This is a genomic window from Leifsonia sp. RAF41 (genome assembly GCF_052114085.1).
Taxonomy (GTDB): domain Bacteria; phylum Actinomycetota; class Actinomycetes; order Actinomycetales; family Microbacteriaceae; genus Leifsonia.
This window is the reverse complement of record NZ_JBFREB010000001.1, coordinates 214,530-228,602: the sequence shown is the minus strand read 5'-3', so window position 1 is coordinate 228,602 and position 14,073 is coordinate 214,530. Positions and strand designations below refer to the sequence as shown.

Genomic DNA, 14,073 nt, shown 5'->3' with positions numbered 1-14,073 from the left:
ACCCAGTGGACTACGAATCGACGCAGGCGGTGACCAGTTCCCGGTGTCTGGCGATCGCCCCCGGCTCTCCTGGCTGCCGCTGGACGGCGCCGACGGCTACGAGCTCCACGCCACCATCGACGGCGTCTCCCTCGAACCGGTCAGCGCGGCGGCCCACCGCCTCAACGCGTGGCCGTGGCGTCCGTTGCAGAGCGGCGAGCGCGTCCGCTGGCGTGTGTGCGTCCCGGGGGGCGCGTGGAGTGAGGAGCACGTGTTCGAGGCCGGCCTGCTCGACGCGGACTGGAGCGCCGACTGGATCTCGCCTCCGACACCGTCTGATGTCGTCTTCGGGAAGCGGCCCGGCCATGCCCTCCGGCGCGGTTTCCTCGTCGAACGCCCGATCCGCCGAGCCCGCCTCTACTCGACCGCGCTCGGAGTCTACGAAGCGTTCGTGAACGGTGAACGCGTCGGCACGGCGGAACTCTCACCGGGCTCCACCTCGTACGACAAGACGGTGTATGCGCAGGCAGCGGATGTGGCGCCTTCACTGCACCCTGGCAGGAACACCCTGGAACTCGTGCTCACCGACGGCTGGTACCAGGGCCAGGTGGGCGCCTTCCACGCACGCGCCGCCTGGACCGATGGAGACGATGTGGCCGCCCGCGCCGAGCTGCGCCTGCTCTTCGAGGACGGGACGACTGAGGTAATCCGCACCGACGGATCCTGGACCAGCTGGACCTCGCCGATCGTCCGAGCCGGACTCATGGACGGCCAGGCGACCGATCTCACCGTCGAGCCCTCCCTGCTGGGGCCGGTGCGGGTCGGCGTCGTCACAGCCCCACCCGTGAGCTGGTCGCCGGCACCGCCCGTCCGGCGGGTCGAGGAACGTGCGCCTGTCACGCTGACCCCGCTCGACTCGGGTGCGTGGATCGCGGACTTCGGGCAGAACGCTTCCGGGTGGACGCGCCTGACCGACCTGGGCCCGCGCGGCTCCCGAACGGTGATCGAGCACGGCGAGCACCTCGACCCGTCCGGCGATCTCGACATGTCGCATCTCGACTCGGAGCGCGAAGGCGACGGTCTGGTGGTCCTCGACCAACGCGACGAGGTCGTTTCCGACGGCTCCGATGGGTCGGTATTCGAGCCGCGGCACACCGTCCACGGCTTTCAGTACGCGCGCATCCAGCGCGCCGACCTGCCGCTGTCGGCCGACGCGATCAGCATGCAGGTGGTCAACACGGACCTGACCCCCGCTGGGTCGTTTCGGTGCAGCGACGACGACCTCAACCGGCTGTACGAGATCGCGGACTGGAGTTTCCGCGGGAACGCCGTGGACATCCCCACCGACTGCCCGCAGCGCGAACGGATCGGGTGGACCGGCGACTACCAGGTCTTCGCCTCCACCGCCGTCCGGCTGTTCGACGTGCACGGCTTCACCCGGAAGTGGCTCCAGTCGGTGCGCGACGACCAGCTGGACGACGGCCGCATCGCGAACTTCTCGCCCGACGGTCGCCAGGTCAAGCACCACCCCGACCTGCAGGTCGCTCAGATGACCGGGTCGGCAGGGTGGGGCGACGCCATCATCCACGTCCCGTGGATCCTCTACGAGACCTACGGCGACCGCGACGAACTCGCCGCGACCTGGGACGCGATGACCCGCTGGGTGGACTGGGCCCTCGACACCGCCCGCACCCGCCGCCACCCCTCGCGCGAGCAGCGTTCCGCCGATCCGCTCCCGCACGAGCAGTATCTGTGGGACGGTTCCTTCCACTGGGGCGAGTGGTGCGAACCGAAGGAGCGCGCGGCGGACGGCTCACTCGTCGACCCGCTGCAGGACAACCCGATGGCCTGGTTCATGGAGGACAAGGGCGAGGTCGGCACCGCCTACCTGTACCGCTCCACCACCACGCTCGCGCGCATCGCAGCGATCCTCGGCCGCGAGGGCGATGCCGCGCGCTACACGGACGAAGCGCAGCACGTGCGCGACGCGTGGCGCACCGAGTTCCTCTCTGCGGAGGGTCGCACGGTGAAGGACACACAGGCCGCGTACGTGCGCGCGCTGAGCTTCGGGCTCATACCGGACCACCTTCGATCGCGGGCGGCGGATCGCCTCGTCGAACTCATCCGGCGCGCGGACACCCACCTGGGCACCGGGTTCCTGTCGACCGCGGACCTCCTCCCGGTCCTCGTCGAGACCGGGCACGCCGACGTCGCCTACGAACTGCTCTTCCAGCGCACCTCCCCCTCCTGGCTCGGGATGCTGGACCGCGGCGCGACGACGATCTGGGAGGACTGGGACGGCGTGGATGAGGACGGCCGCGCCTTCGCCTCCCTCAACCACTACTCGAAGGGCGCCGTGGTGCGCTTCCTCCACACCCACCTCCTGGGTCTCGACCAGGCCCCGGACTCGGTCGCCTGGGAGTCGTTCCTCCTGCGTCCCGTTCCCGGCGGCGGCGTCACCTGGGCCGAGGGGTCCTACCGCACGCCGCAAGGAACGATCGAGGCGTCCTGGCGCATCGAAGACGGACAGATCACCGTCTCCGGCGCGGTCCCTCCCGCCACGACCGGAACCATCGTCCTCCCCGACGGCCGCTCGATTCAGGTCGGCCCCGGCCGGTTCACGGTGTCGTCGGCGGCCTGACCGGCACAAGAGAAGAGGGCGCCGGCGGTGGATCCGCCGGCGCCCTCTTCGGTTTCCGTCTGTCAGGCGGCGCGTTCCACCCGCCCGTTCCGCCGCGCCACGTCGCCTAGCCAGCCCAAGCTCGGCTTCGGCGTGCGCACGAAGGTCTCGCGGTCGACTTCGATCAAGCCGAAGGTCGGCTCCCAGTGGCCCCACTCGTAGTTGTCGAGCAGCGACCAGTGCAGATAACCCTGCACATCCACACCGTCCGCCATCGCCACGCCGAGATGGTGGAGGGCTTCGTCCGTGTACGCGATACGGCGAGAGTCATCGTGCGTCGCTATGCCGTTCTCTGTGACGACGATCGGCACCCCGCCCGTGACTTCGGCTGTGTGCCGCACCGCGATCCCGAGAGCGTCCGGCCGGTAGGCGGTGCCCACCAGCGTGTTGTCGGGATGCTGCGGGTGCGGCTCGATGCCCTCCCCGTTCACCCACTGCGCCGAGTACGACTGCACGCCCACGAAGTCGTCGCCCCGCGAGCCCTCGAGGTAGAGGTCCTCCCAGATGTACTCGAGCTCGCGGCGCTTCTCCTCGCCGCCGGGCCGGGTCTCGAACGCCCGGTTGGCGACCGTCCAGCCGACGTTCGCTCCTGTGCGCTCCCGGACGATGTCGCGGACGGCGTGGTGCGCCTCGACGAAGATCCGTCCGATCTCGGGTTTCGGCGCTGGGAGGGCCGGCCGTGGGCCGTCCGTGTCCACAGTCGGGCTCTGCCAGCCTTCACCCTGCTGCTGGGTTTGCTGCATCAGGGCGGCCATTCCGGTCATCATCGCGAGCATGTTCGGCTCGTTCATGGTGGCCACCCATTCCACGCCGTCGAGGATGGTGGTAGCCGTCTCGACGTAGGAGCGGAATCGGTCGATGGCTCCGGGCGCGGTCCAGCCGCCCTGCTCCGCGAACCAGCGCGGATTCGTGAAGTGGTGCAAGGTGACAAACGGCGTGATGCCCAGCTCGTGCGCCGTATCGATCATCCGGCGGTAGTGCGCCAGCTCGGCGCGCGAGATCAGGCCTGGCTCGGGCTCGATCCGCGCCCACTCGATGCCGAAGCGGTAGCTGTTCAATCCCGCGTCGGCGAGAAGCTGCATGTCTTCGCGGTAGCGGTGATAGCTGTCGCACGCGTCGCCGCTGCGCTCCATGCCCGGAACGCGGCCCTCGTTGGCCCAGAAGTCGCTGTTGAGGTTGTTGCCCTCGATCTGGTGCGGCGCGGTGGAGGCGCCCCAGAGGAAGCCGTCAGGGAAGGTCGTCATCGATTCGTTCCTACTTTCTCGGGTGCCCGGACGGCCTCGATGGCCGACCGGATGTCGTGGATGGTCTTCACGAATTCCTCGTCCTCCGCGAGTTCGGGAGCGAGCTCACGAACGGTCGAGAGGAGGTCGGCGCTGGCCGCCTCCCGAAGGGTCCATGCGGCGATGGCGGTTGCGGCGCCGACGGCGTTGCGACCTGCTTCCCGCTCCACAAGGGCAACCGGCACGATCCGGAGCCGCAGTTTGGTGCGGGACCCTTCGGCGATCTGGTCGAGTTGGTGGACGATCCGCGGGTTCGCGAACCGCTCCGCGAGGGCCTGCCGGTACTCGACCGTCTCGACGCTCGGGAGGTTTCGCGCAGCCTCCTCCCACAGCTCGTCGACCTGGGCGCGGCACACCGGGTCCGCGAACGCTTCGGCGACGGTCGCGTGCCCACGCAACCGGCCGGACGACGCGAGCAGAGTGTGGGCGCCGTTCAGCATCCAGAGCTTCCGCGCTTCCCAGGGGGCGATGTCGTCGACGAAACGCGCGCCGGCGGTCTCCCACTGCGGCCGACCGGACGGGAAGTCCCCCGCCAGCACCCAGTCGGCGAACGGTTCGGTCACGACGGGCGTCTCATCGAACCAGCCGGTGGCCGTCGCGACGAGCGTCCGGTCGTCGGAACCCAGGCGGGGCGTGATGCGGTCGACCGATGTGGATACGAACGACGTTCCCAGCGGGAGCCAGTCCGCCAGCGTGGGGTCGACTTCCTGCGCCAGCCGACCGAGGGCGCGACGCATCAGGGGACCGTTCTCGGGCAGGTTGTCGCAGGGCACGATGGCGATCGGCGGCGCATCCGCCAGCCGGCGATGGTGCAGTCCGAGCAGCAGGCGACCGAGAACCGTTCGCGGTCCCGTCCCGGCGCCCGGCGCAAGGGGTTCGTGCATCCTGAGCATGTCGCGGAGAAGTGCGATATCCGAGCGGACATCGGGATCTTCCAGATCCAGTGCACCGGCGGCATCCACCCGGTATCCCGCTTCCGTGATGGTCAGCGTGACGACGGCGATCTGCGGAGACGCGAAGGTCGCGACGAAGCCGGGGACGTCGTCGCCGGCCGACGCTTCCACGATGCTCCCGATGAGCTCGAACCGGTCAACCTCGGGGCCGCGCTCGACCAGCGTGTAGACGCAACCCTGCGCGGCGAGGAGTTCTGCCGCATCCGGCCGCCGCCCAGTGAATGCCGCGATTCCCCACTGGTCTGCGTCCGCGGCGTGCGCGGTGTACCAGGCCTGGTGAGAGCGATGGAAGGCACCGAGCCCGAGGTGCACGATCCGGACCGGTGGAGTTCTCTCGGGGTGGGGTAGCGCGGCGTGCGTGAGACGCGGGACGGTGGATGCGGCAGTCACAGTTTGAAGACCCTCTTCGGCAACGGCCCGACCAGGTCGTCGGCGATCTGCTCAGCGGCGCCCAGGGCGATCCTGCCCTCGGCGACGTAGCGGGCGAGAAAAGCGGCATCCGCGCGACGCGCGGTGTCGTGACGCGCCGGAATGGACAGGAAGGCGCGGGTGTCGTCGATGAATCCGGACCCGCGGTAGAACCCAGCGGTCTCCGTCACCGCGGACCGGAACCGGCCGATCGCATCCGGTGCGTCGAGGAACCACCACGGCGCCCCGATGTACACGCTCCGGTAGAAGCCCGCCAAGGGGGCGAGCTCCCGCGAGTACACCGTCTCATCGACGGCGAAGAGCACCAGATGAAACCCATCCGCGTTCCCGAACCGCTGCAGGAGCGGCCGGAGACCCCGGACAAAGTCGGTGCGGACCGGGATGTCGTGACCCGAGTCCGGGCCGAAGCGCTCGAACGTCTCGGTGTGGTGGTTGCGCAGAACCCCGGCGTGAACGGTCATCACGAGTCCGTCGTCCACGCTCATGCGGGCCATCTGGAACAGCATGTGGGCCCGGAATGCGCGCCTTCCGTCGGCGCCCGCCGTCCCCGCGATGACCGCCGCGAACAGCCGCTGAGCGTCGTCGGGCGGCAGGTCCAGCGCGAGCGGGTCCTCGACACCGTGGTCGGCGGACACCGCGCCGTGATCGATGAAGTGGCGACGACGTCCCTCCAGCGCCGCGAGATAGCCGGCGAACGTCGCGGGCTGTCCCGCGACCGCCAGAAGACGGTCGACGTTCTCCGCGAATCCACCCGCGTCGGGGTCGAGGTACTTGTCAGGCCGGAACGTCGGCACGACCCGGAGACCTGAATCCCGTAGCGCGTCGTGCTGTGCGAGCTCGGCGAGCGGGTCGTCCGTCGTGGCGAGCACCTCGATGCCGAATCGTTCGAACAGGGCCCGGGGGGTGAAATCGGCCTCCGCGAGACGGCCGGAGATCTGATCGTAGATCGCGTCCGCGTTCGCCGGGCTGAGTTCGCGGTCCACCCCTAGCACCGAACTCAGTGCCTCCTCCAGCCAGTAGCCGGAGGCGGTACCGGCGAAAAGGTGCCACTTCTCAGCGAGGAGCCGCCACACCGCCCGCGGGTCGGACCCGCCAGCGACGCCGAGTTGTTCCAGATCGACACCTCCCGCGTGCAGCAAGCGCGTCACGTAGTGGTCGTGTGTGATCAGGAGGTCGGCTGGGTCGCGGAACCGCTGACCCTCCGCCAGCCATTCGACCGGGACGTGACCGTGCGGCGACACGATCGGAGCATTCGCCACGCGCAGATAAAGGTCGCGGGCAATGTCCCGGGTACGCGGATCTGCGGGAAGAAGGCGATCGGGGTCGCGACGTTGCGGCGGGTGCATTGGCCCATTTCATCGCGCTGACGAATTTTTGTCAACCGATTGCCGAATCGGGCCGTGCGCCGCTGCCTACACTGACCACCCGGCATTCCGGGGGCGCACCGATGCCTCCGACGTTACGTCTCCGCTAGACTGTGCCAACCGCTTGCCGGAACAATGACGTCGTATCGTAGAGGGAGCCCCGTGAGCGAAATTGAGGCATCGGTGCCGGTCCGCGTAAGCGTCCGCAAGCCGCCGGCGACCATCTACGACATCGCAAAGGCCACCGGCGTGAGCCCCTCGACCGTATCCCGAGCACTGAACAAGCCGGGCCGACTCAAGGAAGCCACCGAACGCCGTATCCGCGACGCCGCCGACGAGCTCGGATACCGCATCAATCCGATGGCGCGAGCCCTGCCCACCGGCAAGACCGGGACCCTTGCCCTGCTGGTGTCGGACATCACCAACCCGGTGTACTTCGACGTCGTCCGAGGCGCCGAGCGGGTCGCCACCGCGAACGGTCTGACGCTTGTGTTCGCCGAGTCGCAGGAGTCACCGGAACTGGAACTCGCGACGGCCGAGCGACTGCAGACCTCCGTCGACGGGCTGTTCCTCGTCGCCTCGCGCCTGACCGACGATCAGATCGCCGGCCTAGCCTCCATCAAGCCGGTCATCATCGCCAACCGGCTGGTGCCAGGCGTGACCTCGGTGATCCCGGACCCGCGTCCCGGTATCGGTGCCGCCCTCGACCAGCTCCAGGAGTTCGGGCACCGCCGCATCGCCTACCTCTCCGGGCCGGACGCATCCTGGATGAACGACGTGCGATGGCGCACCCTCTTCGCGTACGCCGTCGAGCGCGACATGTCGATCGTGGAGATCGCCTCGACGGCACCCACACGCGAGGGCGGAGCGGAGGCGCTGCCTCGCGTGCTCGCCGCCGACGTGAGCGCCGTCATCGCCTACAACGACCTCGTGGCGCTGGGCTTGTTGCGGGCAGCGCGCGAACACGGCGTCGAGGTACCGCGCGAGCTCAGCATCATCGGCTTCGACGACATCTTCGGCGCGGATCTTCCCACTCCCGCTCTGAGCACCATCAAGAGCCCTCTGCGTGAACTGGGCGAGGCGGGCACACACCGACTTCTCGTGGAGATCGAAGAACGCGACGAAGAGCATGCGCCCTCCCTGCCCACCCTGTTCATCAGTCGCGAATCGGTGGCGGACCGCCGATAGAGCCGTGCCATCGGGCCCGCGTGAGGGCAGAGCGGGGTCCTCTCCCCTCCTTCAGCTACGCCCGAACCACCTCCTGGATGGAGGCCGACGTGTGCTCGCTCTGTTCCGCCGCGCCGAGCGCGATGGTCACGTCGGCAACCTCGCTGGCGCCCGAAACCGTAACGGTGACCGGGCCAGTCCCCGTGCGGCGGACGACGGCCATGGCGATCCCGTCGAACGTCCGTTGGGCCGGCCCGTCGAAGGTCTGCGCGGGAGCGGGGTCGCCGCTGCCGACCGCTGACAGCACCGCGTCACCTTTCACGTGGACACTGATGCCCTGGTCAGCGTTCGTATTGATGCGACCCGCCGCATCGACCAGGGCCACCGTGACGAAAACGAGGTCACCATGGCTGCCGGGCTCCTCGATGAGGTGCAGGTGATCGGGTTCGCCGGCGCTCGTGAGGGTGAACGTCTCGGCACGCCGACCGTCTCGGATCGCGGTCGCCGTCAGCTCCCCCGGCTGGTACGCGACGGCGAACTCGGCCCGGTACCGGGTGGGGGCTCCCGCGGGCGCCGTGCCGACTACCTGCCCGTCGAGGGCGAGTTCGACCTCGTCGGCGTCGCTGTAGACCTCGACCGCGAGGAGCGCGCCCTCGTGCCCGGTCCAGGTCCAGCTTCCGATGCTGTCGCTCCACGTCCAGGGTCCCGCGTAGAAGGTCTTGTCGTCGTCCCGGGGTCGGGAGACGGCGATGTACGGCTGCGTCCGCAGCCCGAAGACGATCTCGCGGTAATACGAGGCCGGGCGGCGCGTACCGACCAGGTCGAGGTCTCCGCACCAGGCGGCGATCCACGGATATGGACCGCTCAGGGTAGGCGTCTCACCCTCCGCGAGGTAGTGGGCGCTGCCGATCCCGACCTCCCCGAGGTAGTCGAATCCGGTCCAGGTGAAGTCGCCGATGACGTGCGGGTTCTCGACGACCAGTGCCCAGTTGCGGTCGATGTTGGTGGGGAACGTCTCCGTGCCGACGATGACCCGGTTCGGGAAGAGCCCCTTGTCCATGATGTAGCGAGAATCGAGGTAGTTCATCCCCGCTATGTCGAGCACGCCGAACGACTCCGCCGTGTTCTCCGTGACCAGCGGCGACATGCCGATCTGGTTCATGAACTCGGCAGGGCCGGCCATCAGGGTGTTGATGCCGGCGCCGTCTCCCCTGTCGGCGCCCTCGGCGCCGCGCTCGGCGGCCAGCTTCTTCATGTCATCCATGACGGCGAGCATCCCGTTGACGGCGTTCGTGACGAACCGCGTCCCGTCGAGCTCCCGTACCTTCTCTGCGAGCGCACGACCGGTGAGCCCACCCGCCGGGGAGCCGGTCTCGGGGATCTCGTTGCCGATCGAGTACATGATGACGGACGGGTGATTGAAGTCCTTCGTCACCAGCGCCTCGACGTCGCGCTCCCACCACTCGGCGAAGTGGAGGGAGTAGTCGTGGGGCATCTTGTTCGAGGTCCACATGTCGAAGGTCTCGTCCATAACGTAGACGCCGAGACGGTCGCACGCCTCCAGCATCGCAACGCTCATCGGGTTGTGCGCCGACCGGATCGCGTTGAAGCCGGCCTCCTTGAGCAGGCGAACGCGGCGCTCCTCCGCGTCGGCGAAGGTCGCGGCGCCCAGGATGCCGTTGTCATGGTGCACGCACGCACCGCGGAGCTTCACCGGTTCTCCGTTGATCCGCAGCCCGTGCACCGGGTCGACCTGAAGCTTCCGGATGCCGAACGCCACCTCGGCATCGTCGATGGTCGCGCCGGCCACGGCGAGCTCGACCGACGCCGAGTAGAGGATGGGACTGTCCGTGCTCCACAGCTGCGGGGCGCTCACATAGAGGCGCTGCCTGCTCCGCGACGTACCGTTCGCCTCGATCGTCACCGGGACCGTCCCAGCGGCCACCGCAATACCGCCGGCGTCGCGGAGGGTGACCGCCACATCCACCGTCTCGCGCCGGATGCTGGTGCTCGCCACGGTCACATCCACCTCGACGATCGCCCCGTCGGCCTCGATGTCGTCGGCGCTGACCCGGACGCCGCTCACCGGGAGGTGGACCGGCGTCCCGACGTGCAGCCAGACGTCCCGGTACACACCGGCGCCGGTGTACCAGCGGGAGTCGCCGCCGTGGCGGGACTCGACCTCGATGAGGTTCTCCTCGCCGGGGCGGAGGAACCGGTCGGCGTCCACGATGAAGCCCGAGTACCCGTAGGGCCGCTGGCCCGCGTAGGCGCCATTGATGTGGACGACGGCGTCGCGGTAGACGCCCTCGAACTCCAGCACCACCCGCTTCCCCTCCAGGTCGGCGGGAGCGACGAACGACTTGCGGTACTCATAAGCGCCCGCGGGGAAGAACGCGACCGCGCCCTCGCCGCCCGGGTCGCGCTGCTCATGGATCAGGGCGTCGTGCGGAAGGACGATGTCCTCGTAGGGGGCGCTGATCCCGCCGAGTTCGGCGAACGGGTTCACCTTGCGGCGGAACTGCCAGCCGTCGTTGAAAGTCGTGCGCTTCATCGGGTCTCCTCCAGAGGTGCGGTGTTCAGGGTGATGAGGTCGCGGATGTCGTCGAGCAACTCGATGGTGCTCATGGCGTCCGCGAAGGGGTGGATGGGGTGCTCGGTCAGGCCCGCGGCGATCGCCTCGGTGACGGCTTCGAGCATCGGGACGTAGCCGTTGCCGCGGCGCTCATGGCGGGTCGTTTGCGGCTCGAACAGCGCCTGCGCGAGGCCGCCGGCGTGGGTCTCGTATTCGTCCGTCGCCCAGAATGGGGCGGGTAGGGTCATCCATCCGTCGGTGCCGTTGACCGAGGCCGTCGGTTCGCTGTACTCGACCATCGACGCGCTCAGCTGGGCGAACCCGCCGTTCTCGTACTCGAAGGTGACGTGCTCCGTCAGGTCGACGCCGTCGGCGCGGACACGGCCCGAGGCCCGGATGCGCGCCGGGCGACCGAGTGCGTCCAGGGCGAGCGTGACCGGATAGATTCCCTGGTCGAGCAGGGTGCTGCTCGCCCGCTCGGCGGTCCAGCGGGTGGAGTCCGGTACGTCGAAGGGAAGACCGAACGAGGCGCGCACGCTCCTCACCTCGCCGATGGCCCCCGCTCGCGCCGAGGCGATCAGGTCGCGGTAGGTGGGGTTGAAGCGCATCCACATGGCTTCCATCGCGAAGCATCCACTGGCACCCGCCGCCTGGACGATCCGGCGAGCGTCCCGGGCGGTCGCCGCCATCGGCTTCTCGATCAGGACGTGCTTGCCCGCTTCGATCGCCTCGATCGCGATCTCGGCATGGGTGGCATGCGGGGTCGCGATGTAGACGACGTCGACGTCCGGGTCGGCGAGCAGCGACGGCAGGCTTCCGTAGGCGACGGCGAAGTCGTACTCGGCGGCGAACGCCCGCGCCCGGCCCGGGTCCCGAGAGCACACCGCGTGGCGACGTGCTCCCGGGGTGAGGGCGAGATCATCGGAGAGGGACTGGGAGATCGACCCGGTGCCGACGACCGCCCAGTGCAGTTCCGCACGAGGATCCGTCACGACGGACTCAAGCGTTCGCGCTGGCTTCGGCGGCCCGTTCCGCCCGTCGAGCAGAAAGGTCGCGCTGGATCTGTGACAGATTCTTGTCGATGTTCAGGAACCACATGATGACGCCCATCAGCACGGCGACGATCAGTGGCAGCCAGAGGAAGAGCAAGATCTCCATGCTCACCGCCGAGGCTGGCTGCGTCGCCGCCTGGCCGTTGTAGCCTCCCGCGGCCAGCAGCCAGCCCACCAGGGCGACACCCAGTCCGGCCCCGAAGTTCTGGCCGGCCGTGGCTGCCGAGTACGTCATGCCGTCCAGGCGGACACCGCTCTTCCATTCCCCGTAATCCACCACGTCGGCGACGAGCGCGAACAGGCCTGCCGCTGCCGGGATGCCGCCGATGGAGCGGACCAGACCGCCTGCGATGACGAGGGTGAGGTTGGTCGGGTCGATGAGCGAGATCAGCACGCCCACGATGGTGACGACGACCCCGCTGAGGATGAGCTTCCGCTTACCGAAACGGGCGATGATCGCCGGCATGAACCAGAGGCCGATGATCAGCGGGAGCAACTGGACCAGCCCGAGGAAACTGTAGATGTTCGGGTCGCCGAGAACATCCTTGGCGTAGAACACGCCCACACCGGCCGTCCCGGTGAGGATGTAGTTGAGCAGGAAGAAGCCGAACGCGAGGAAGAAGTACGGGTTGCGGAACAGGATGCCGAGCGTCGTACGCAGCGGGAGCTTCTTGCCGTCGTCCTGCTTGATCGTGCCCTTCACCCGCTCCTTCGTGCCGAAGAAGACGATCAGGAACGTGACCGCCGAGATCACGCCGTAAATGATCGAGATGAGCGTCCACCCGGCCTGGCCGCCGCCGTTCGCGGTGATCACCGGGATGGTCACGAAGTTGACCACCAGCGTGGTGACGAGGGCGAAGAATGTGCGGATGACGGTGAGCGAGACCCGCATCTTGGAATTGCTCGTGATCACCGAGAGCAGCGTGTGATAGGCGAGATTAGACCCCACGAAACCGACGCCGAGGCAGATGAAGTACATGACGAACGCGTAGAGCTCTTTGGCACCGGTTCCGAGCCCTGCCGGGATGTTGAACAGCAGGACGAACGAGATCACCACGACCGGCGTCGCGAACAGGATCCACGGGCGGGCCTTGCCCCAGCGGGTCGAGGTGCGATCGATGAGCGTGCCGAGGATGAGATCCATCGTCCCGTCGAGCACGCGGCCGAACAAGAGCAGAGTCCCCGCGATGGCAGCGCCGATGCCGACCGTGTCGGTGAAGTAGAACAACAGGAACGCCGAGATCGGCGCGAAGATCAGATTGCCGCCGATGTCGCCGACGCCGTAGGCGAGCCGTTCGCGGATCTTCAGCTTCTCGCCGCTGGTGTCTGCGACCGCTTCGCCGACCGCGGTTGCGGCGAGCGAGGCCGTCATCGACTCCCCGGCGCTCAGGGCGACGGCCGCTCGCTGCTGTTCGGCCGAAGTCCGGGTGGAATCCTTCGCCATTGCTGACTCCCTTGTCATGGATGGGACCGGTCACATCGCCGGTTGGTGTCACGTGTCAGTGACACGCGACACCACGGTAAACGACTCGGGTGTCGCGTGTCAACAGCAATATGGCAGACTGAAGTGGTGACGGTGGAGATCCGACCCGGTCGGCGGGCAACCAGCAAGGACGTCGCGGTGGAGGCGGGAGTCTCACGCTCGACGGTGAGCCAGATCCTCAACGGCGACGACCGGTTCCCGGAAGAGACCCGCGCCCGGGTGTTCGGCGCTGCGGAAGCGTTGAATTATCGACCGTCTCGAGCCGGACGCGCCCTCGTCACCGGCCTCAGCGACATCGTCGTCATCGTCGTACCGAACGCGACTTTCGGTCCCCACCTGCAGGACTCCGTCGACAGGATCACCGGCGCAACCGCCACAGCGGGGGTGAGCGTAGTCGTCCGGTTCGCCGGCATCCGAGACGAGTCGACCCTGACGTCCGTGCTCGATCTTCGGCCGGCGGCCGTCGTGGACTTCGGGGTCTTCACCCCCGAGCAGCGTGAACGCATCGAGGCGTCCGGTTCGCGTGTCGTCCCCCGTCGGATCCTCGTCGCCGAGGGGGACGACCCAGACCCGATCGACACTGAGATCGGGCGGATCCAGGTCCGCGAACTCGTCCGCAACGGGCCCAGACGGCTGGTCTATGCGGCGCTGGAGGACAAGCGTCTCGACCCCTTCGGGCCGCCGCGGCTCGCGGGTATCCGGCGGGAGGTCGAGCGGCTCGGCCTCGCCGCCCCGCTGGCGGTTCGGGTTCCCCTGGATGCCGACGGCGCGACGAACGCGATGAGGTCGGCGCTCGCCGAGGCAGGGCCAACTGCGCTCGGTGTCTGCTGCTACAACGACGACGTGGCTATCGCGGTCACCGCGGCGGCCCGGGCTCTCGACCTCCGCATCCCGGAGGACATCTCACTGATCGGTGTCGACATGACTGCGGTCGGTCAACTGGTCAGCCCAAGGCTCACCACCGTTTTCATCGACCAGCCGTTGCTCATCGACTCCCTCGTCCACGACCTCGCGACCCTGAAAACGCGTACTGGGGCGTCGGACGCGTCCCCGACCTTCGTGGACCCCGCACGCGTGCTGAGGCTGGTCCCCGGCGAGACGACCTGAC

At 68.4% G+C, this 14,073-nt stretch carries 9 protein-coding genes; 3 read left to right on the top strand and 6 right to left on the bottom strand.

What is annotated here, in order from left to right:
* The first annotated feature begins 43 nt into the window (after positions 1 to 43).
* Positions 44 to 2,620 (top strand): family 78 glycoside hydrolase catalytic domain, encoded by a 2,577-nt coding sequence (locus AB4Y74_RS01150; RefSeq protein ID WP_441797283.1) that lies wholly within the window; start codon positions 44 to 46, stop codon positions 2,618 to 2,620.
* A 62-nt stretch (positions 2,621 to 2,682) separates the two neighbouring features.
* On the opposite strand, the gene AB4Y74_RS01145 is transcribed toward AB4Y74_RS01150, so the two are convergent.
* Genes AB4Y74_RS01145 through uxaC form a run of 3 tightly spaced genes read right to left on the bottom strand, consistent with a single transcriptional unit; the run spans position 2,683 to position 6,670 of the window.
* Complete coding sequence (locus tag AB4Y74_RS01145; RefSeq protein WP_441797282.1) at positions 2,683 to 3,903, bottom strand: glycoside hydrolase family 1 protein; 1,221 nt, start codon at positions 3,901 to 3,903, stop codon at positions 2,683 to 2,685.
* The gene (locus tag AB4Y74_RS01140; protein WP_441797281.1) at positions 3,900 to 5,285 is read right to left on the bottom strand and encodes a mannitol dehydrogenase family protein; all 1,386 of its coding nucleotides are present in this window, start codon (positions 5,283 to 5,285) and stop codon (positions 3,900 to 3,902) included. Before AB4Y74_RS01140 ends, AB4Y74_RS01145 begins: the two co-directional genes overlap by 4 nt.
* Positions 5,282 to 6,670: a glucuronate isomerase gene (uxaC, locus tag AB4Y74_RS01135; protein WP_441797280.1), complete on the bottom strand. Its 1,389-nt coding sequence runs from the start codon at positions 6,668 to 6,670 to the stop codon at positions 5,282 to 5,284. Before uxaC ends, AB4Y74_RS01140 begins: the two co-directional genes overlap by 4 nt.
* A gap of 180 nt (positions 6,671 to 6,850) precedes the next feature.
* On the opposite strand from uxaC, the gene AB4Y74_RS01130 reads away from it, so the two are divergent.
* A complete protein-coding gene (locus tag AB4Y74_RS01130) occupies positions 6,851 to 7,876 on the top strand; it encodes a LacI family DNA-binding transcriptional regulator (RefSeq protein ID WP_441797279.1) in 1,026 nt (341 codons plus the stop codon).
* A 55-nt stretch (positions 7,877 to 7,931) separates the two neighbouring features.
* Here AB4Y74_RS01130 and AB4Y74_RS01125 read toward each other — a convergent pair whose 3' ends face one another.
* From AB4Y74_RS01125 to AB4Y74_RS01115, 3 genes are read right to left on the bottom strand one after another with little or no spacing between them, the layout of a single operon-like run.
* Positions 7,932 to 10,409 (bottom strand): glycoside hydrolase family 2 TIM barrel-domain containing protein, encoded by a 2,478-nt coding sequence (locus AB4Y74_RS01125; RefSeq protein WP_441797278.1) that lies wholly within the window; start codon positions 10,407 to 10,409, stop codon positions 7,932 to 7,934.
* A complete protein-coding gene (locus tag AB4Y74_RS01120) occupies positions 10,406 to 11,422 on the bottom strand; it encodes a Gfo/Idh/MocA family protein (protein WP_441797277.1) in 1,017 nt (338 codons plus the stop codon). Before AB4Y74_RS01120 ends, AB4Y74_RS01125 begins: the two co-directional genes overlap by 4 nt.
* 7 nt (positions 11,423 to 11,429) lie before the next feature.
* The gene (locus AB4Y74_RS01115) at positions 11,430 to 12,926 is read right to left on the bottom strand and encodes an MFS transporter (protein WP_441797276.1); all 1,497 of its coding nucleotides are present in this window, start codon (positions 12,924 to 12,926) and stop codon (positions 11,430 to 11,432) included.
* Positions 12,927 to 13,052: 126 nt separating this feature from the next.
* Here AB4Y74_RS01115 and AB4Y74_RS01110 point away from each other — a divergent pair, with 126 nt between their 5' ends.
* Positions 13,053 to 14,072 (top strand): LacI family DNA-binding transcriptional regulator, encoded by a 1,020-nt coding sequence (locus tag AB4Y74_RS01110; RefSeq protein WP_441797275.1) that lies wholly within the window; start codon positions 13,053 to 13,055, stop codon positions 14,070 to 14,072.
* Position 14,073 lies beyond the last annotated feature (1 nt).